The sequence below is a fragment of the Curtobacterium sp. AG1037 genome (genome assembly GCF_003349855.1).
In the GTDB taxonomy this organism is placed as follows: Bacteria; Actinomycetota; Actinomycetes; order Actinomycetales; family Microbacteriaceae; genus Curtobacterium; species Curtobacterium citreum.
Genome location: NZ_QQAO01000005.1, coordinates 211606 through 230744, shown reverse-complemented (window position 1 = coordinate 230744; position 19139 = coordinate 211606). Strand labels below are relative to the sequence as shown.

The window sequence follows — 19139 nt, the reverse complement described above, 5'->3', positions numbered from 1 at the left end:
AGGACGAGTGAACAGCGTTGGTCAACCCTTGACCGATCCTTCCGTGAGGCCCCCGCGCCAGAAGCGCTGCAGGACGATGATCGCGATCACGAGCGGGATGACCGAGACGAGCACCCCGCCGGTGGTGAGCTGGTAGAACTCTGGCAGACGATCGACCTGCGCACGCCAGTTGTTGAGCCCGAGCGTGATCGGGTACAGCTTCTGGTCCGCCAGCATGATGAGCGGCAGGAAGAAGTTGTTCCAGATGCCGACGACCTGGAACAGGAACACCGTCACGAGCGCCGGCGTCATCTGGCGCAGCACGATCGTGTGGAAGATCCGCAGCTCCCCGGCCCCGTCGATGCGCGCCTGCTCGAGGAGCGCCGTGTCCACCGACGCCGCCGCGTACACCCGGCACAGGAACAGGCCGAACGGCGAGACGAGGCTCGGGATGAGCACGCTCCAGTACGTGTCGGTCAGGCCCATCGTCGAGAACAGCAGGAACAGCGGCAGCGCGGTCGCGGTGCCCGGGACGAGCACGCCGCCGAGGATCGTGCCGAACACGAGCTGTCGGCCGCGGAACTCGTACTTCGCGAGCGCGTACCCACCCGCGGCCGCGAAGTACGTCGCGAGGACCGCACCCACGCCCGAGTACAGGACGCTGTTCGCGATCCAGCGGACGAAGATCCCGCCGTCGTACGAGAACACCTGCTGGATGTTGCTGAACAGGGCGAACTCGCCGCCGAACCAGAACCCGTTCGTCGCGAACAGCGCGCCCGTCGTCTTGGTCGCCGCGATGACGACCCAGTACAGCGGCACCAGGAAGTAGACCGCGACGACGACGAGGATCCCCGTCACGACGATCTGCGACTTCCCGGTCCGGTCCAGCTTGCGACGCTGGTGCGCCGTGATCGACGTGGTGTCGACCGGCTCGGCGGCTCGGTCGGTCACGGGCGCGCTGGAGCTCAGGGCGACGCGCCAGCGGCGCCGCGACGCCAGCGCCGCAGGAGCCTGCGACTGCGGTCCGTCAATGCGTTCACTGGTCATGCTTCCGCCCCCTTGCGGTCAGCCGGGAGGCCCGTGGCGGCTCCGGTGGTCGTGCTGCGGTTCGCGACGCCGGTCGCGGTGCGCGACCCGTCGCCGGTGGTGACACGCGTCTGGAGCGCACGCCGTGCCTCCAGGCCGTCCCGCTTCGCCCGCTTCCGCTGGTCGCGCTCGTGCTTCGGCGGACGGTTCGTCAGCGCCAGGAACGCGAACGACAGGACGAACGCGGCCAACGCGATGATCACGGCCTGCGCGCTCGCGACGCCGTACTCGTTGAACGCGAACGCGTTCGTGTAGGCGGCGTAGTTCGGCGTGTACTCCGTGTCGATCGCCGGGGCGACCGTGGACAGGATCTGCGGCTCCGCGAAGAGCTGCAGCGTGCCGATGATCGAGAAGACCGTCGTCAGGACGAGCGCCGGGGCGATCAGCGGGACCTGGATCCGCCAGGCGACCTGGAAGGGTCCCGCGCCGTCCATCTTCGCGGCCTCGTAGACCTCGCCGGGGATCGACTTCAGCTGCGCCACGATGATGAGCATGTTGTAGCCGGTGTACGTCCACGTGACGATGTTCGCGATCGACCACAGCACGCTGTTCGCACCGAGGAAGTCCGGCTGCAGCCCGACGGACTGCAGCAGGTCGACGATCGGCGACAGGCCCGGGACGTACAGGAACGACCACAGGATCGTCGCGATGACGCCGGGGACGCCGTACGGCATGAAGTAGACCGCGCGGAAGAACGCGGGCCAGCGGGCGCTCGCCGACTCCAGGAGCAGCGCGAGGATCGTGCACGCGATGATCATGATCGGCACCTGCACGATGCCGAACAGGAGCATGCGGCCGATCGACGCGACGAACCCGGAGTCCTGCAGTGCGATCGCGTAGTTGTCGAAGCCGGCGAAGCGGCCGGTGACGCCGTCCTCGCCGAACAGGCCCTCGCGGTCGACGGTCGTGAAGCTCTGGAAGAGGGCGCTGATGATCGGGATGATGAACGTCAGCAGGAACAGGGCGAGGAACGGGGCGAGCAGGATCCACGGGGCACGCTTCTGCGCGCTCGTGGCCTTCGTGCTCGTGCGGTAGCCGGTTCCCGGCTGGGTGGCGGTCATCGGGCGGTCCTCACGCTCAGGCCCTTGTCCTTGAAGGACTGGACGATCTCCCGCTGGGCGAGCTCGACGGCGTCGGTCAGCTTGAGGCCGCCGGTGAGCTTGCGACGGAACTGGTTCTGCAGGCTGGTGAACGCCGACTGGGTCACGGGCGACCACGACCACTCGATGTTCTGCTCCTTCGCCGCGGGGACGAAGACCTCCTCGTTGTAGTTCTGCCCGGAGAACCACTCGCTCGGCTGCTCACGCTGCGCCCCGATGTAGTCGCGGGCGGGCGACCACCCGATGCCGCAGTACTTGATCATCGCGTCGATGCCCTCCTTCGAGGTGGTCATCCACGTGATGAACTCGAGCGCCTCGGCCGGGTGCTTCGCGTTGGCGAGGACCGCGGCGCTCGAGCCGCCGATCGCGCTCGAGCCGAAGCCGGACGCGTCCCACTTCTGCATCGGCGCGACCTTCCACTTGCCCTCGCCGCCCTGGATGGACTCGATGAGGGCGTCGCCCCAGCTCGCGCTCGTGACCGCAGCGATCCGGCCGTTCGCGCACGCTGCGTACCAGCCGGGGGAGTAGGCGCCGGCGGACGTGTCGACGAGTCCGTCGTCGATGCAGCCGTCGAAGAACTCCGCGACCCGCAGCGTGGCGTCGTCGGTCATGTCGACCACCCACTCGTCGCCGTCGGTCGTGAACCAGCGGGCGCCGGCCTGCTGCGCGTACGCCGCGAACGGCGAGGCGTCGGCGACCGGGAAGACCTCGAGGTAGTTCTGCTTGCCGGTCTTCCGGACCTTGTCGGCGAGCACCTTCCACTCGTCCCACGTCGCCGGGGGTTCGCCGCCGGCCTGCTCCAGGATCGCGGTCTGGTAGTAGAAGCCCATCGGGCCGGTGTCCTGCGGGATGCCGTAGACGCCGTCGACGAACTCGACCTGGGCCCATGCGGCCTCGTCGTACTTCGACTGGTACTGCTCGGCGCCGTAGCGTGCGAGGTCGACCAGGCCGTTCGCGAGCATGAACTCGGGGATCTGCCGGAGCTCGACCTGCCCGATGTCCGGACCGCCGCCGGCCGCGAGCGCGGAGTACATCTTCTGGTACCCGCCGCTGTTGCCGCCCGGGATCCAGTTCGCGGTGACCTGGATGCGGGGGTTCTTCGCGTTCCAGACGTCGCAGACCTTCTGCAGGTCCTTCAACCACGCCCAGTACGTGATCTGCACGGTGTCACCGCCGGCCGCGGGGATCACCGCCGCCTTGTTCACGTTCGTCGAGCCCGGGACCGCGCAGCCGGCGAGCAGGCCCGCCGCGGCTGTCCCGAGCCCGAGGCTCAGCAGGTTTCGTCTCGACAGCTGTCGTCCAGATGGTGATGGCGTCATTGCCTGGTCTCCGGTTCGTCGGCGGATCGGGTCCGCTGCAAGTAGAGCACGAAACTGAGCGCTGCTGTGTTTCCACGAAGCCGTTCACGGTTCTTCACGGCTGCTCGTCACCTGACCCGATGGTGCACCGCGGCCGGGGCGGCTGGGTGTCGGCTCCGAGCCGTGGACGCGTCCGGGCCACCGGGGGGATCGTGGGGCGCACACGACACGTCGGGGTTCGTGACGCCCCGGCGCACCGCCGAGAGGAGCTGTCATGACGACGACGAACGCGACGAGTGAGCTGCGCAGGGTCCTGGGGGAGCGGCTCGAGGGCGGGGGCACGTGGGCGTGGGCCTACGCCGACGTGTCCGGCAACGTCGAGGACCCGCGACGGCAGGCCGCGCTGAAGCTCCGCGCCGTCGAGGGGTCCCTCCGCGCCCAGGGCGCGAGCGCCGAGGTCGTCGACACGATCGCCGGCGAGTTCGAGCAGGAGCCGGGGATGCCGTCCCCGGTCGCCCGGTACGTGCTCGTCCACGACGGCGAGCTCGTGCTCAGCGAGGTGCTCCCCGGCCACCTGCACGGTGCCGAGGCGATCGGCGTCGGGGCCGTGCCCGACCTCGTGCCCCTCGTCGCCCACCGTCCGATCGACCTGCCGTTCCTGGTCGTGCAGGTCGGCAAGGACGGCGGCGGCTACCGCGCGTTCCGGCTCGGCCACCCCGCCACGGCCGACGACGAGGAGCGCATCAGCGGCGAGACCTTCGACCAGCACAAGGTCAAGGGCGGCTTCGGTGATTGGAAGCAGCCGCGCTGGCAGCGTCGCACGGAAGAGGTCTGGCGGCAGAACACGGCCGAGGTCGCTGCGGCCGTCGACAGGGCCGTCACCCGACTCGACCCGGCGCTCGTCGTCGTGGCCGGCGACTCGCAGACCCGGCCGATGCTCCTGGAGAAGCTGTCCTCGAAGGCCCGGGGGATCGTCAGCGAGGTGCCCGGGGGCGGCTTCGACGAGACCGTCCTGGGTGGCCACACCCGCGTCGCCCTGGCCCGGGTGCTCGCCACGCACCGGCACGACCTGGAGGACCTGGTCCGGACCCACGTCGGGCGCGGGGACGACCAGGCCGTCACCGGACTCGGGCCCGTCGTCGAGGCCCTGCAGCAGGCACAGGGTGCGACCGTCGCCCTCGACGCCGTGGCGATCGGTGACCGGACGCTGCTCGCACTCGGGGCGGCACCCTGGATCGCGACCACGCCGGATCGGGCGGCCGGGGCGCCCGTGATCGGTCCCGTGCCGGCGGTGTGTGCGCTCGTCCGGGCGGCCGTGCTCACCGAAGCCGAGCTCGTGCTGGTGAACGCGGCTTCCCTGCCGGGTGGGGCACCGGCGGCGGCGCTCCTCCGCTGGCCGGTCGGGCCGTCCGTGCCGGCCTGAGCCGCGCCGGTACGCCGCCACCGCACGGTGGTCGGTCCACCGACGAACGGGTTCCGTCCGGGCAGGTGGTGCCTGCCCGGACGGAACCCGTCGCGTGTCCGGGGCTGGAAGCCCTCAGGGCGTGGTCGTCACCGGTGCTGGGTGACCGGGACGGTCTGCCAGGCGCCACCGAACGGCGCCCTGACGCTGATCGTGGTGAACTTCCCCTTGCGGCTGTCCGAGAACGTCCCGTCCTGAGCGGTCCGGACGATGCTGCCGATCCACCCCGGCCAGCGGATCGACGCCGACGAGTCGGCCACCGTCGTCCCGGTCACGGTGGTGGTGTCGGTCCGGGCGTCGTAGACCGCTCGAGCGTCGCGCACGGTCGGAGCCTGCGGTGCGCCCGGGGCGGTGAAGCCCGGGTCCACCGCGCCCTGACCCGGCTGCGCGACCACGGGTGCGGTGAAACCGGGATCGGTCTGGCCGGGGTTCGGCTCGGCGACCACCGGCGACGTCGGTTCGCCCTCGACGACGGCGACCGGCTGCCACGACTCCGAGACCGTCGACCGAACGGAGACCGTGGCGTCGATGGGCAGCCCGGCCTTGCGGGTGTCGGAGAACGACCCGTCAGAGCCGGTCATCGCGATGAAGTTGGCGCCACTCGCCCACCGGATCAGGACGGCCGAGTCAGCGCGACCGATGCCGGTCACCGTCGTGTCGCCCGTGCTGGCGTCGCGGACGGCGACCAGGTCCTTGACCGTGGGCGCCGGCGATTGCGCGCTCGCCGCGTGCGGACCGTCCAGGGTGAGCGCCGACGCGGGGCCGGCTCCGGTGAGCAGGCAACCGGCTGCGACCGCTGCGGTCAGGAGCGTCGCGCCGGTGGTCTTGATGTGCTTTCGCATGGAACCTCTTTCGTCTGGGGCTCTGGTCGGAGCCGGACGAATCCTGGCGTGATCGGTCGAAGACATCCTGTATGCAATATGTGAATCTGGTTCATCGCTTGAGGGTGACGCGGCACGGCCCGCCCTGCGCATCCCGCCCGCCCTGCGCATTCCGCCCACCCTGTGCATCCCGCCCGCCCTGGGCTACCCCGCCCGACTCGATCCATCTCGGTCGATTTTTGTCACATGCGATATATTGGTCAGATGCGTCGAACAGTCAGAGGGATCAGCTCGGTCGCAGCGCGAGCCTGTGCCGCCGGTACGACCGTGCTCCGCCGCGCCGACGACCGCACCAGGACACGAGCGCTCCGGGCGGGAGAGCGTCGGCGTGCACCGGCGTCGGTGCACGCGTACGACGGACTGACCGACCGCAGTCTCGTCCTCGCTGGCATCTCCGCGGACGGCCCCGGGCGGCAGGTCGTCCTCGTGCTCGAGGAGATCGGCCCCGGCGCGGCGTTCGCGGGTGTGCGGACGGCGCTCGCCGTGGCGGCCGGCCTCGCCGCTCGGACCGGCCGGACGCTCCGGATCGTGACGACGGGCACCTCTCCACGCCGAGCATCGACCCGGACGACCGAGCGGTTCCTCGCACAGCGCTTCGCGTCGGTCGTCCCGTCCGGGCTTCCGGCGGTGCGGGTCGTCCGACGCGAGGACCTGGGCGACGCGACGTTCGCCGCCGACACGGTCTGGATCGCGACCTACTGGCGCACGGCGCACGCGCTGGACGTCGCGGCGCGGGCCGGTGTGCTCCACCGCGACCGAGTGGTCTACCTGGTGCAGGACCACGAGCCCGGCTTCCTGCCGTGGTCCACCGCGTCCGCGGTGGCCTCGGCGACCTACCGCGCAGGCTTCGTGCACTGTGTCAACACGACCCCGGTCGCCGAGGCGCTCGAGCGCCACGAGGGGATCGAGGTCGATCCCCGGTTCGTGTTCGCACCGGAGCTCGATCGTGCCGGGATCGACCGCGCCGATGCTGTGCGCGGCGCGCGAGACCCCGGAGGCGTCACCCGAGTCCTGTTCTACGGTAGGCCCGGCAAGCCGCGGAACATGTTCCCGCTCGGGGTGGCCGCGCTCCGGGTCGCGGCGCGCGAACTCGCGGGCGACCGTGTCGACCTCGAGTTCCTCTCGGCGGGTGAGCCGCACGCGGACGTCGATCTCGGTGACGGGCACCTCCTCCACTCGGTCGGCACCCTGAGTTGGGACGGGTGGTTCGACCTCCTGGGGACTGCGGACGTGGTGCTCTCCCTGCAGCAGAGCCCGCACCCGAGCCATCCGCCGCTCGACGCGGCGCGTTCAGGGGCCGCCGTGGTGACGAACGAACTCGGCGGCCTGCGGTCCGGGCTGCACCCGGCGCTCGCTGCTGTCGACGCGGACCCGGCGGCTCTCGGGGCCGCCGTCGCCGACGCCGTCCGTACTCGGGTGCGGCGCGCTCCGGGGGGAGCGGTCCCGGGCGCATCCCTCGGCCGGTCGCTCGCGACGGTGCTCGACGAGCTGGCGCGGCGCTGCTGACCGCTCGCTCCCCGACGGATCGTCCGCGGCCGGTGTGCTGGACCCTGCCGTCGCCCGCGTTCAGGCCTGCACGCGGCGTCTGCTCGGCAGGCGGAAGGCGAACGCGACCGGCGTGTTCCGGAGCGGCACGAACGCGACGAGACCGAAGGTCGTCCCCAGGATCGTCAGGCCCGCGACAGTGAGGGTCGGGTGTGCGACGAGCAGCGGCATCGCCCCGGACCACAGCGCCGCGGCGAGGGTCACGGCGATGATCGCCGTGTGCGTCAGGTAGGGCACCACGGACCAGCGACCGAGTGCACTGATCGGCGTCGCCCATGCGTACCGTGTCGCGGTCCTGGCGGCGAGCAGGACGGCGACGGTACCGACCATCGTCTGGACGACCCCCACCGCGGGCTGGGCCACGCCGCCGAGGCGTGCGTGCAGCTCGCCGAGGACGGCCCAGAGGACCAGCGCGCACACGGATGTGGTCGGCCCGGTGCGTTCGACACGGGCGACGATCGGGGACGCCGCCCGGGCGCCCACGACCGTGAAGAACAGGTAGAGCGGCAGCCCCTGCAGTCCGGGTCCGAGGACGTGCCACGTGTCGTCACCGAGTGCGGTGCGGCCCCAGCCGATCAGAGCCGCGCACATCACGAAGGTCGGGATGAGGACCGCGGCGGTCGGGAGGCGTCTGGTGGCCCAGATGACGACGAGGTGCAGCGCGAGTGCCCACAGGTACCAGATCTCTCCGTTCGGACGGATCGGTGATGCGGCCACGCGGAGGAGTTCACCGACGAGGTCGACCGACGTCCCCGCCGTCACGTCGCGGAGGACGCGGTACCCGAGGACCACGGGCTGCCACAGCGTGTAGAGGTAGCAGAGCGGGAGCACTCGGGCCGCCAGTGTCCGGACCGTCGCGGCCGGATCGGTGAGGGAGCGACCGGAAACGATCCCGGAGACGAGGAAGAACACGGGGAGGGAAGCGAGGAAGCGCTGCAGGAGCCAGGTCGCCTCGGGCGAGGGCGAGGGGCTCCAGGACGTCGCGTGGATCAGCACGATCCCGGCGATCGCCAGGCCCTTCGCCGTGTCCAACCATCCAACGCGCATGCTGCTGATGTTACATATGTAGGATGTCAGATCGGTGTGAATCTGCTGCAGTCGGCCTCAGTCGTGCGAGCGGTCCGTCCGTGGCACGAGCGGCAGCGCCAGCAGGGGCAGCACCGCCACGAGTCCGAACGACGCCGCGAAGCCGAGCGTCCCGACGAGCGCCCCGACCCCGGGGCCGACGGCGCTCGCCGCGAGGAACTGCCCGGTGTTCTGCGTGCCGAGTGCCCGGCCGGACCAGGACGGTCCCGCGGCCTCGGCCACCGACGTGTACGCCAGCCCGTTGTCCGCGACCGTGACGCTCGTCGCGACGAGGAGGAACACCGCTGCTGCCGCCCAGTGCGACACGTCGACGAGCGCCATCACGCCCATCACCGCCGCGGCCGACACCGCCACCACGCGCAGCGGCCCCACGCGGGACCGGGCACGGTCGCTCCATGCCCCGACGAGGATCCGTCCGACGGCGCCGACGAACTGGGGCACCCCGACGAGCAGGCCGGCGGCCGGGGTCGACCAGCCGAGCCCCTCGAGCCACACCAGTCCGTAGGTCGACAGCGTGAACTGCGGCACCACGAGCAGCACCGACACCGCGTGCACCCGCCACAGGAAGCCGGACGAGCGGTACGGGTTCGCGGCCGTCGTCGAGGCAGCGCCCGGGGCCGGAGCCGTCCGGGCCGGTCGCGGCGGATCGACGATGCCGGCGGCGCACAGCACGGTGAGCACGGCGCACAGGACGAACGGCAGCACCAGGGCGGCGCGGATGCCGGACCCCTCGGCCAGCTGCGGGACCGTGACCGCCGCGAGCGTCACGCCGAGCGGCTGCGACATCTGCCGGATGCCCATCGCCAGGCCGCGCCGCTCCTTCGGGAACCACCCGACCACGACCCGCCCGCTCGCGGCGTTGGTCGACGCGCTCGTCATGCCCGCCGCCAGGAACGCCACGCCGAGCAGCACCGGGTTCCCCGCGGACAGCCACGCCGCGACGACCGTCACCGTGGTGAGCGCCAGCCCGCCCGCGATCACCACGCGCTCGCCGACCCGGTCGGTCACCGCACCCCAGGCGATGAGCGTGAGGACGAGACCGATCGTGGGTGCGGCGGCGAACAACCCGGCCGACGCGAGCGGCATGCCCTGCGCGACCAGGTGCGGGATGAGCAGGGCCGGCGCGGAGACCACCAGGGTGCCGGCGGCTTGGGCGGCGACGCCGAGGGCGAGCATCGTCCACGCGCGGCGGGGTGTGGTCATCGGTGCAGCCTGTCGTTCCGGATCGGTACCAATTGGTATACCATCACGGTATACCAACCGGGGCCGATCCGCACTAGGCTGGTCCGCCGTGACCGGAACGACGACCGACGACGCGACGACCGACGCCGCCCCGGTGTCGCAGACGAGCCAGCTATACAACAACCTGCGCGAGGCGATCCTGACCCTCGACATCGCGCCGGGCGAGCGCATCTCGGAGCGCGGACTCGAGAGTCGCTTCCACGCCTCGCGGACGCCCGTGCGCGCGGCGCTGTCCCGCCTCGAGCGCGAGGGCCTCATCCTGCACGAGGGGCGCTCGTGGACGGTCACGCCCATCGACCTCGACGAGATCGCGTCGCTCGCCGAACTGCGCGGGGTCCTCGAGCCCGCTGCTGCTCGGCTCGCCGTCGGCCGGGCCTCCGTCGAACAGCTCGACGAGGTCCGGGCGCACCTGGACGACCTCCGGGGCGCTCCCGACCGCGAAGCCGGCATCCGGATGGGATCGACCTTCCACCTCGACCTCGCCGCGCTCGGCGGCAACCGGTTCATCACCGACACCGTGGCCGACGCCCTCACCCGGCTCGAGCGCACGCGCTGGATCGAGGTGCGCACCGCCGAGGCGCGCGACGCCGCGTGGGCCGAGCACAGTGCCATCCTTGACGCGGTCCGCGACGGCGACGCCGACCGAGCAGCTGACCTGCTCGCCGCGCACGTCGCGGGGACGAACGACCGGCTGCTCAGCTGGATCGCGCAGGAGCGTCGTCGGCTCCGCGGTGCGGGCGTGACGATCGTCGGCTCGGCGGCCGTCCTCGACGAGACCGAGTACCAGCACGCTGACGTCCAGGCCGACGCGAGCTGACCTCACGCGCCAGCCCGACGTGACCCCACGGCAGACCTGCCCGACGTGTCCACCCGGTGGAGGTGACGGCCGCGGACGACCCGCATCGTGCCTCCTGTCCGGGCGTCGCCGCGGCGAACGTCTCGAGTCGCTGGCCCGAGCCTGCCGGGCCCCGCGTCAGGGACGCGCTGCGTCCTCCGACCCCTCGAGCGGATCGGTGACCGATGAGGCGCCGTGCTCGGTGCGGTCGAGCAGCGCGTCGCGCACCTCGGCCTCGTCGGTGGTGAGTCGGATGGCGTGCTTGCTGCCGGACCGGGTCGACTGTGACATGGCGTTCCTCCTGTGTGCGTGGGCATCGGGTGGTGCAGGCCCCCGGCCTGCGGATGCGCTTCCTCACGGGACGTACTGAGGTCGGATCAGTGTGCCGCCGCCTGTCCGCGGAGCGCAAGCGATTCCGGCAACCTGTGGAGAAGTCGCGTCGTGCGCCGTGCCTAGGATGGTCCGGCCGCGCCGAGCGCGGCACCGACACGGACACCGGACGGGAGGCACGGCGTGGGTCCGCAGCGCACCGCACCCCCCACGGTCTACGACGTCGCGTCCGAGGCCGGCGTCTCCATCGCGACGGTCTCGCGCGTGCTCCGCACGCCCGACGCGGTCCGCGAGGGAACCCGCCACAGGGTGCAGGCGGCGATCCGGAGCCTCGGCTACGTGCCCTCGGGCACCGCGCGCGCACTGGCCGGACGCCGGACCGGCGTGGTCGGGCTCCTGCTGCCCGGGTTCGACGTCGTACCGGACGAGCGTCCCGACCTCGTCACCGACGGCGGCGTCCGGGTGGTCGACGACCGACGGCACGTGACACAGCCGTTCTCGTCGAACCTGTACTTCGACGAGGTCCTGCGCGGCGCCGAGACCGAGGCGTGGCAGCGCGGCCTGGCGCTCATGGTGGCGGCGGGGCGGGGGTCCTCCCGGGACGTGCTCGTCAACGACGTCGCCGGCCGGGTCGACGGGCTCGCGGTCCTCGCCCAGACCGTGCCGGACGACCTGCTCGAGCACGTCGCCCGCCGTGTCCCGGTGGTGGTGCTCGCGGACGACCGGCGGTCGCACGGGTTCGACTCGGTGAGCGTGGACAACGCGGCGGGGATGCGGACCCTCGCGTCGCACGTGATCGGCCGGCTCGGGATCCGGTCGCTCGTGTACCTGGCCGGGCCGATCGACTCCCCGGACGACATGGAGCGCTCGGCGGGGTTCCGGCAGGCGCTCGACGACCACGACGTGCCGGCCCGGTCCGTGCGGGTCGTGCACGGTGACTTCGGCCGGGCCCGAGCGCGGGAGCTCGCGGCGGGGCTGCTCGACGGTGCCGAGGTGCCGCGGGCGATCGTCTGCTCGAACGACCAGTCCGCGCTCGGGGTGCTCGACGCGGCGGGGGCCCGCGGGCTCCGGGTGCCGGACGACCTGGTGGTGACGGGGTTCGACGGCATCGACGCCGGACGGTTCTCGAGCCCGCGGTTGACGACCGTGCACCAGCCGATGGGGGAGCTCGGGCGTGCCGCGGTCCGGGCGATCGTCGACCGGCTCGAGCGGCGGGAGGGGCCGCCGCGGGCGTTGCGCCTGCCGGTCGAGGTGCTGCTGCGCGAGAGCTGCCCGCCCGCGCTGTAGCGGCGGAGTGCCCCGGGCACCCGCCCCCTCCTCTCCGCCGCGACCAGCCCCGGCCCTCGAGGTGCCGAGATCCTGGACTCTCGATGCTCCGGGCGGCATCGAGTGGCACCCCGACGAGCAGCACGCGGCGAGTCGTGGCACCTCGGTGGGGTGTTGATGCGCGTGTCGGGAGATGAGCGCGCCACATCCGGCGCGCTCGACCCTCGCCGCCGACGATCTGTACCCGCGCCGCGAACGTGAGCGGCACGTCGTGCACACTCGGCGGCCGACGATCGATGAGTCGGGTGGTGTGACGAGCGCGCCACATCCGGCGCGCTCGACCCTCTCCGCCGACGATCTGTGCACCCGCCGCGCACGCGAGCGGCACGTCGTGCACACTCGGCGCCATTCGCCGCGCACGCGAGCGGCACGTCGTGCAGGCTCGAGGCCCCGCGTTCGAACGGCGTCCCATCTCGGGAAACAACACGGCCGGTTGCATCCCGTGATGTAAGCGCATACATTGTCCGGGTACCCACTCGACACGGAGGTCGACCGAGCAATGACGCTTCCCCCACAGCGCACGCCGGAGCGCGCCGCGCCGCGCACCCGCTCCCCCGAGCGGCCGCGGCGCCGCGGCCGCCCCGGCCGCCTCGCCGCCGCACTCGCCGGCATCGCCGTCGTGGCCCTCGCCGCCACCGGCTGCAGCATCCAGGTCCGCTCCCAGCCGGACCCGAGCATCGGCAAGGACACGATGCTCATCAACGCGGACCGCGGCAACCCGCTGTTCGACCGCAACTTCAACCCGTACATCTCGAACGCCCGCACCGCGAGCAAGTGGATGTACGAGCCCCTCATCGAGATCAACCCCCTCGACGGCAAGGGCACCCCGTGGCTGGCGAGCTCGTGGAGCCAGCCGGACGCGAAGACCATCGACATGACGATCCGGAAGGGCGTCGAGTGGTCCGACGGCAGGCAGTTCAGTGCGGAGGACGTCGTCTTCACGTTCGACCTGCTCCAGAAGTTCCCCGCGATGGACATCAAGGGCGCCTGGCAGCACATCGACCGCATCGAGCGGGACGGTGACCACGTCGTCTTCCACCTGAAGAGCGACGACGTGCCGAGCCTCAACATCATCGGTGCGACGTACATCCTCCCCGAGCACCACTACGGCAAGATCAAGGACCCCACCACCTGGCGTGACCCGGACCCCGTCGGCACCGGCCCGTTCGTGCTCGGCAACTACTCCGACCAGCAGTACTCGATGGACAAGAACCCGCGGTACTGGCAGGCGGACAAGATCGCCATCGAGCACCTGATCCTGCCGGCGACGAACACGCAGCTCGACACCGTCACGCGCGGCTACGACTGGGCGTACTCGTTCATCTCCGACGTCGAGGGCACCTGGGGTGCGGCGTCCCCCGACAACAAGTGGTGGTTCCCGGCCGGCGGTGTGATCGGCCTCATCCCGAACCTCACGAAGGCGCCGTACAGCGACGTCAACGTCCGCAAGGGCATCTCGTACGCGCTGAACCGCGACGACATCGCCGAGACCGCGTCCGAGGGCAACCTCAGCGCCGCGGGACAGACCGGCCTGATCCTGCCGAACCAGGAGCAGTACCTCGACCCGTCGATCCCCGACAAGGGCATGATCACGCAGGACACCGACCGGGCCCTCGCTGAGTTCGCCAAGTCCGGGTACACCCAGCAGGGCGGCAAGCTCGTCAAGGACGGCAAGCAGCTCGAGATCAGGCTCATGACCGCGAACGGCTACTCGGACTGGCTCCGCGCCGCGCAGCAGGTCCAGCGCGACCTCGGGAAGATCGGCATCAAGGTCGACATCCAGGCGCCGCAGCCCGCGGGGTACCAGCAGAACATCAACAACGGCCAGTTCGACATGGCGATGGGCGGCATGGGGAACGGCGACGTCTTCCAGGCCTACAACTCGCTGCTGTCGAGCGACTTCTACCAGCCGGTCGGCAAGTCGACCGTGAACAACTTCGAGCGGTACCGGAACGCCGACACGCAGCAGCTCCTCGACGCGTACAAGGCGACGACGGACCGGGCCGAGCAGCAGCGGATCCTGAACCAGCTGCAGGGGATCGTGTACGACGACCTGCCCGTGATCGGCATGTACTACGGCGGGCTCTGGGGCCTGTTCAACACCGGCAAGTTCGTCGGCTGGCCGAGCGCGGAGGACCCGTACATGGCACCGCAGAACTACGACTCGGCACCGCTGCTCATCTTCACGAAGCTGCGACTCAGAGACAGTGAAGCGGGCCGGAAGATCATGGAGGAGCAGGCCAAGTGAAGTACATCCTGCAGAAACTCGTCCTCTTCGTCCTCACCCTCTGGGCCGCGGTCACGCTGAACTTCGTGCTCCCGCGCCTCATGCCCGGCAGCCCGTCCGACGCGGCGCTGGCGAAGCTCAGCCAGAACGGCCCCGTCACGGACGCGACCAAGAAGGCCATCGAGGCGCAGCTCGGCGTCCCCTCCGGCAACCTGTGGGACCAGTACGTCAGCTACCTGCACCAGGTCGTCACCCTCGACTTCGGCACGAGCTACACGTTCTACCCGCAGCCCGTCGGTGACCTGGTCGGCCGGGCCTTGCCCTACACGCTCGTGCTCGTCGGCACGGTCACGGTCCTCGCGTTCGTGATCGGCACGCTCATCGGCGTCGCGGCGGCGTGGAAGCGCGGCACCTGGCTCGACTCGCTCCCGACCCTGTCCGGCAGCTTCATGTCGACGTTCCCGTACTTCTGGACGGCGCTCCTGCTGCTGTTCTTCCTCGGCTACGTCCTGCACTGGTTCCCGACCACCGGGGCGTCCTCGGCGACGAGCGTCCCCGGCTGGAACGGCGAGTACGTCGGCGACGTGCTCCTGCACGCGATCCTGCCGGCGGTCACGATCCTCGTGACGAGTCTGGGCGGCTGGATCATCGGCATGCGGAACGCCATGATCAACACCCTCGGCGACGACTACGTCACCTTCGCCGAGGCGAACGGCCTCCGCGGCCGCACGGTCGCCGTCCGGTACGCCGCACGCAACGCGATCCTGCCGAACCTGACCGGCTTCGGCCTGGCCCTCGGCGGTGTCGTCGGCGGCTCGGTCCTGGTCGAGCAGGTGTTCGGCTACCCGGGCATCGGCTACCTGCTGTTCAACGCCGTGATCGGGCAGGACTACCCGCTCATGCAGGCCCTCTTCCTGATGATCACCGTGTCGGTGCTCATCGCCAACTTCATCGTGGACGTCCTCTACGGCGTCCTGGACCCGAGGACGCGCCGATGACGACCAACTCGCGATGGGCGGCGTGCTCTGCCCACAACCACCACCCGAGGACGCGCCGATGACGACCAACTCGCGATGGGCGGCGTGCTCTGCCCACAACCACCACCCGAGGACGCGCCGATGACGAACATCAAGGCACCCGACGCAACCGTCGCAGTACGAACGCAAGACACGCAGCACGACCAGCAGGCCCCCTCCAAGCTCCGGTCAGCAGGACGACAGTTCGGTGTCGTCTGGAGCAACACCAAGGCCCGCGTCGGCATCTGCATCCTCGCGTTCTTCGTCCTCGTGGCGATCGCCGCCCCGCTCCTCGCCCCGTACGGCGCCAGCCAAAACGGCTTCGCGCGGAACGCCGACGCCACCTGGGCGCACTGGATGGGCACCACCGCCGCCGGCGAGGACGTCCTCTCCCAACTGATCTACGGCGCCCGGGTCTCCGTGCTCGTCGGCGCGGTCGCGGGCTTCCTGTCCACGCTCGTCGCCGTCGCGATCGGTCTGAGCTGGGGCTACATCCGCGGCTGGGTCGCCGAGGTCATCGGGTTCATCGTCAACCTGTTCCTCGTCATCCCGGGTCTGCCGCTCATGATCGTCATCGCGGCCTACCTGCAGAACGGCGGCATCGCGGTCATCATCGCCGTGATCGTCGTGACCGGTTGGGCCTGGGGCGCGCGCGTGCTCCGCTCCCAGACGCAGTCCCTCCGGAGCCGCGACTTCGTCACGGCGGCGCAGTTCTCCGGTGACGGTGCGACCCGCATCGTGTTCCGCGAGATCCTGCCGAACATGACGAGCCTCATCGTCGGCAGCTTCTTCGGTGCGGCGACGAGCGCGATCCTCGCCGAGGCGGGCCTGGAGTTCCTGGGGCTCGGCGACTCGTCGATCGTCAGCTGGGGCACGATCCTCTACTGGGCGCAGAACTCGAACGCGCTGCTCACCGGCCAGTGGATCCTGCTGTTCGCCCCCGGTCTCTGCATCGCCCTCCTGGCGATGAGCCTCACCCTCATCAACTTCGGCGTCGACGCCGTGTCCAACCCGCGGCTGCGCGAGGGCGCGCGCCGCAAGAAGGAGGCAGCAGCATGAGCGGCCAGACACCCGACGTGACCAGCGACGGCCTGGAGGCCCGTGGCGGCGCTGCCACGCGCCTCCCGTCCGACGCCACGCACGCGACGCAGGACGTCCTGCTCGACGTCCGCGACCTGTCGGTCGTCTACGAGTCGGCCGGCCAGACGGCCGTCCAGGCCGTCGACCACGTGTCGTTCAGCCTGCGCAAGGGCGAGTTCGTCGGCCTGGTCGGCGAGTCCGGCTCGGGCAAGTCGACCCTCGGCTACGCGCTCACCCGGCTGCAGAAGCCGCCGGCGCGGACCAACGGCGGCAGCATCGTCTTCGCCGGGAGCGACATCCGCGACCTCGACGACGAGGCGCTGCGCCAGCAGCGGCAGGGCGGATTCGCGATGGTGCTGCAGTCCGGCATGAACGCGCTCAACCCGGTGCGGACCGTCCGCAACCACTTCGTCGACGTGTTCAAGGCCCACGGCCACGTGCCGCGCGAGCGCTGGGACGCGCGGATGCGGGAGCTCGTCAGCAAGGTGAAGCTGCCCGAGACGATGCTCGCGCGGTACCCCGGGGAGCTCTCCGGCGGCATGCGCCAGCGCGTCTCGATCGCCCTCGCGCTGTCGCTCGAGCCGCAGCTCATGGTGTTCGACGAGCCGACCACGGCCCTCGACGTGCTCGTGCAGCACGCCGTGATGGACACGATCATCGAGCTGCAGCGCTCCGAGGGCTTCACGGCGATCCTGATCAGCCACGACCTCGGCATCGTGCTCGAAGCGACCGAGCGCGTGCTCGTCATGCACGAGGGGCGGATCGTCGAGGACGGTCGCTCGCTCGAGGTCCTCCGCGACCCGCAGGACGACTACACGAAGATGCTGCTGTCGCACTACGCGGACCCGCGCGCCGCGGTGGTCTCGCTGCCCGGCTTCCCCGACCGGTCGCTCCGTTCGTCCGAGGGGGCGACGCGGCAACAGACGACCTCGTCGTTCAGCACCGTCGGGTCCCGCGAACGCAGCGCCGCCCGCAACCCGATCGTCGTCGACCACCTCGTGAAGACGTACCCGGCGCCCCGCCGCGGCGAACAGCCCGTGCAGGCCGTCCGCGACGTGTCGTTCACGCTCGAGCCCGGGCAGTCGCTCGCCCTCGTCGGCCAGTCCGGCTCGGGCAAGTCGACGATCGCGAAGATGCTCACCGGTGTCGAGCAGCCGACGAGCGGCACGGTGCGCTTCGGCGACACGGACGTGGCTCGTCTGGGCAGGAGGGGCCTGAAGGACCTGCGCTCCGAGGTGCAGATGGTGTTCCAGGACCCCTACGCGGCGCTCAACCCGCTGCACACCGTCGAGTACATCCTGTCCCGGCCGATCGCGAACTACACGAGACTCCGCGGCCGCGATGCCCGTCGCCGGATGCTCGAGATCCTCGAGACCGTGGGCCTGGCGCCCGTCGAGCAGTTCGCGCAGAAGCTCCCGCACCAGCTCTCCGGCGGGCAGCGGCAGCGCGTGGTGATCGCTCGGGCGCTCGCGAGCGACCCGCAGGTGATCATCGCCGACGAGCCCGTCTCGATGCTCGACGTGACGCTGCGCGCGGGCGTGCTCGCGCTGCTCGAGGACCTGCGCGAGCAGTGGGGCGTCTCGCTCCTCTACATCACGCACGACCTGCTCAGCGCGCGGCTCATCACCGACGACATCATGGTGCTGCACGACGGCGCCGTGGTGGAGCGGGGTCGCACGGCCGAGGTGCTGCAGCACCCGCAGGACGACTACACGGTCGCGCTGCTGGACGCGGTGCCGAACCCGCGGCGGACACTGCTCGCATGAGCACCCTCCACGCGTTCCCCGTCGTCGCGCCGTTCGGCCACCTGCCCACCCCCGAGGGAGTCGACACCGTCGGCATCGACCTGCCCGTCGGGCGGCTCACCGCCTACCGCGTGGTCCCGGACGGGCCGTCGAAGGGCGTCGTGCTCGTCGTCCCCGGGTACACCGGCTCGAAGGAGGACTGGCGCACCTTCATGCCGCTCCTGCGCGAGGCCGGCTGGACCGCGGTCGCGATCAGCCGCCGCGGCCAGGCCGACTCCGCGGCGCCGACGAGCCCGTCGGACTACTCGCTCGAGGAAGAAGCGGCCGACGTCATCCGGGTCGCCGCCCTGCTCGACGACGGCGCCCCCGTGCACCTGATCGGCCACTCGCTCGGGGGTGTGATCGCACGCGCCGCGGTCATCGCGTCCCCGCAGTCGTTCCGGAGCGTCGTGCAGTTCTGCTCCGGGCCGTACGGCTGGCCCTACCGCAAGGTCGCCGAGCTGACGATCCTGCACGACACCGGCGGGAACCTCCGTCAGCTGTTCGACTCGACGAACCCGCTGTGGGCCGGGCGTCCGGACGAGGAGCTCCCCGACGACGCCCGGATGGTCCGCGACCGCTTCGACGCGACGAGCCCCCTGAGCGTCGTCGCCGGCGGGCACATCCTCGAGGACCACACCGACTCCTCCGCCGAGCTCCGCGCGACCGGGCTGTCGGTCCTCGTGGCGCACGGCGAGTGGGACGGTGCCTGGCCGATCCCGTGGCAGCGGCAGATGGCGGAGGACACCGGCGCCCGGTACGAGGTCGTCCCCACGAGCTACCACGGCCCCCACGTCGAGAACCCCGGCGCGACCATCGCGCTGTTCGACGACTTCCTGTCGGCGCACTGACGCCGGCGCAC

Annotated in this window: 15 protein-coding genes and 1 pseudogene; 9 read left to right on the top strand and 7 right to left on the bottom strand. The window is 71.0% G+C overall.

The window, feature by feature from the left end; genetic code table 11:
- Nucleotides 1–21 precede the first annotated feature (21 nt).
- From DEU32_RS09660 to DEU32_RS09650, 3 genes and pseudogenes are all read right to left on the bottom strand, one after another.
- Nucleotides 22–1026, bottom strand: coding sequence for a carbohydrate ABC transporter permease (locus DEU32_RS09660; protein ID WP_373286864.1), 1005 nt, complete (start codon nucleotides 1024–1026; stop codon nucleotides 22–24).
- Between the two features lie 182 nt (nucleotides 1027–1208).
- Nucleotides 1209–2126, bottom strand: a pseudogene (locus DEU32_RS09655) (carbohydrate ABC transporter permease); the annotation flags it as partial.
- Nucleotides 2123–3484 carry an extracellular solute-binding protein gene (locus tag DEU32_RS09650; RefSeq protein WP_114850323.1) on the bottom strand — a complete coding sequence of 454 codons (1362 nt, stop codon included), beginning with the start codon at nucleotides 3482–3484 and terminating at the stop codon, nucleotides 2123–2125. The pseudogene DEU32_RS09655 and the gene DEU32_RS09650, both read right to left, overlap by 4 nt.
- Before the next feature lie 253 nt (nucleotides 3485–3737).
- Here DEU32_RS09650 and DEU32_RS09645 point away from each other — a divergent pair, with 253 nt between their 5' ends.
- Nucleotides 3738–4886, top strand: a complete 1149-nt coding sequence (locus DEU32_RS09645; RefSeq protein ID WP_114850322.1) for a Vms1/Ankzf1 family peptidyl-tRNA hydrolase — start codon at nucleotides 3738–3740, stop codon at nucleotides 4884–4886.
- 128 nt (nucleotides 4887–5014) lie between these two features.
- On the opposite strand, the gene DEU32_RS09640 is transcribed toward DEU32_RS09645, so the two are convergent.
- Nucleotides 5015–5767, bottom strand: coding sequence for a hypothetical protein (locus DEU32_RS09640; RefSeq protein ID WP_114850321.1), 753 nt, complete (start codon nucleotides 5765–5767; stop codon nucleotides 5015–5017).
- A 381-nt stretch (nucleotides 5768–6148) separates the two neighbouring features.
- Here DEU32_RS09640 and DEU32_RS09635 point away from each other — a divergent pair, with 381 nt between their 5' ends.
- Nucleotides 6149–7312 carry a hypothetical protein gene (locus DEU32_RS09635; RefSeq protein WP_147281440.1) on the top strand — a complete coding sequence of 388 codons (1164 nt, stop codon included), beginning with the start codon at nucleotides 6149–6151 and terminating at the stop codon, nucleotides 7310–7312.
- Between the two features lie 60 nt (nucleotides 7313–7372).
- On the opposite strand, the gene DEU32_RS09630 is transcribed toward DEU32_RS09635, so the two are convergent.
- Nucleotides 7373–8398, bottom strand: a complete 1026-nt coding sequence (locus tag DEU32_RS09630; protein WP_114850319.1) for an acyltransferase — start codon at nucleotides 8396–8398, stop codon at nucleotides 7373–7375.
- Nucleotides 8399–8455: 57 nt separating this feature from the next.
- The gene (locus DEU32_RS09625) at nucleotides 8456–9640 is read right to left on the bottom strand and encodes an MFS transporter (RefSeq protein ID WP_114850318.1); all 1185 of its coding nucleotides are present in this window, start codon (nucleotides 9638–9640) and stop codon (nucleotides 8456–8458) included.
- Nucleotides 9641–9728: 88 nt separating this feature from the next.
- On the opposite strand from DEU32_RS09625, the gene DEU32_RS09620 reads away from it, so the two are divergent.
- On the top strand, nucleotides 9729–10496 hold the full coding sequence (locus DEU32_RS09620) for a GntR family transcriptional regulator (RefSeq protein ID WP_220152776.1): 768 nt from the start codon (nucleotides 9729–9731) through the stop codon (nucleotides 10494–10496).
- 156 nt (nucleotides 10497–10652) lie between these two features.
- Here DEU32_RS09620 and DEU32_RS17165 read toward each other — a convergent pair whose 3' ends face one another.
- The gene (locus DEU32_RS17165; RefSeq protein ID WP_167509982.1) at nucleotides 10653–10805 is read right to left on the bottom strand and encodes a hypothetical protein; all 153 of its coding nucleotides are present in this window, start codon (nucleotides 10803–10805) and stop codon (nucleotides 10653–10655) included.
- A gap of 222 nt (nucleotides 10806–11027) precedes the next feature.
- Here DEU32_RS17165 and DEU32_RS09615 point away from each other — a divergent pair, with 222 nt between their 5' ends.
- The 6 genes from DEU32_RS09615 to DEU32_RS09590 all read left to right on the top strand — a co-directional run bounded on the left by DEU32_RS09615 (nucleotide 11028) and on the right by DEU32_RS09590 (nucleotide 19128).
- Nucleotides 11028–12131: a LacI family DNA-binding transcriptional regulator gene (locus tag DEU32_RS09615; protein WP_114850317.1), complete on the top strand. Its 1104-nt coding sequence runs from the start codon at nucleotides 11028–11030 to the stop codon at nucleotides 12129–12131.
- 538 nt (nucleotides 12132–12669) lie between these two features.
- Nucleotides 12670–14418, top strand: coding sequence for an ABC transporter substrate-binding protein (locus DEU32_RS09610; protein ID WP_181819254.1), 1749 nt, complete (start codon nucleotides 12670–12672; stop codon nucleotides 14416–14418).
- Nucleotides 14415–15395, top strand: a complete 981-nt coding sequence (locus DEU32_RS09605) for an ABC transporter permease (protein WP_114850316.1) — start codon at nucleotides 14415–14417, stop codon at nucleotides 15393–15395. The genes DEU32_RS09610 and DEU32_RS09605 overlap by 4 nt, the downstream gene beginning before the upstream one ends.
- A gap of 120 nt (nucleotides 15396–15515) precedes the next feature.
- On the top strand, nucleotides 15516–16472 hold the full coding sequence (locus tag DEU32_RS09600; protein ID WP_114850315.1) for an ABC transporter permease: 957 nt from the start codon (nucleotides 15516–15518) through the stop codon (nucleotides 16470–16472).
- A complete protein-coding gene (locus DEU32_RS09595) occupies nucleotides 16469–18259 on the top strand; it encodes an ABC transporter ATP-binding protein (RefSeq protein ID WP_114850314.1) in 1791 nt (596 codons plus the stop codon). The genes DEU32_RS09600 and DEU32_RS09595 overlap by 4 nt, the downstream gene beginning before the upstream one ends.
- A complete protein-coding gene (locus tag DEU32_RS09590; RefSeq protein WP_114850313.1) occupies nucleotides 18256–19128 on the top strand; it encodes an alpha/beta fold hydrolase in 873 nt (290 codons plus the stop codon). Before DEU32_RS09595 ends, DEU32_RS09590 begins: the two co-directional genes overlap by 4 nt.
- Nucleotides 19129–19139 lie beyond the last annotated feature (11 nt).

Excerpts from the sequence above, each read along its gene's own strand:
- DEU32_RS09660 (WP_373286864.1), bottom strand. The coding sequence starts at position 1,026 with ATGACCAGTGAACGCATTGACGGACCGCAGTCGCAGGCTCCTGCGGCG.
- DEU32_RS09650 (WP_114850323.1), bottom strand. The coding sequence starts at position 3,484 with ATGACGCCATCACCATCTGGACGACAGCTGTCGAGACGAAACCTGCTG.
- DEU32_RS09645 (WP_114850322.1), top strand. The coding sequence starts at position 3,738 with ATGACGACGACGAACGCGACGAGTGAGCTGCGCAGGGTCCTGGGGGAG.
- DEU32_RS09640 (WP_114850321.1), bottom strand. The coding sequence starts at position 5,767 with ATGCGAAAGCACATCAAGACCACCGGCGCGACGCTCCTGACCGCAGCG.
- DEU32_RS09630 (WP_114850319.1), bottom strand. The coding sequence starts at position 8,398 with ATGCGCGTTGGATGGTTGGACACGGCGAAGGGCCTGGCGATCGCCGGG.
- DEU32_RS09625 (WP_114850318.1), bottom strand. The coding sequence starts at position 9,640 with ATGACCACACCCCGCCGCGCGTGGACGATGCTCGCCCTCGGCGTCGCC.
- DEU32_RS17165 (WP_167509982.1), bottom strand. The coding sequence starts at position 10,805 with ATGTCACAGTCGACCCGGTCCGGCAGCAAGCACGCCATCCGACTCACC.
- DEU32_RS09610 (WP_181819254.1), top strand. The coding sequence starts at position 12,670 with ATGACGCTTCCCCCACAGCGCACGCCGGAGCGCGCCGCGCCGCGCACC.
- DEU32_RS09600 (WP_114850315.1), top strand. The coding sequence starts at position 15,516 with ATGACGAACATCAAGGCACCCGACGCAACCGTCGCAGTACGAACGCAA.
- DEU32_RS09595 (WP_114850314.1), top strand. The coding sequence starts at position 16,469 with ATGAGCGGCCAGACACCCGACGTGACCAGCGACGGCCTGGAGGCCCGT.
- DEU32_RS09590 (WP_114850313.1), top strand. The coding sequence starts at position 18,256 with ATGAGCACCCTCCACGCGTTCCCCGTCGTCGCGCCGTTCGGCCACCTG.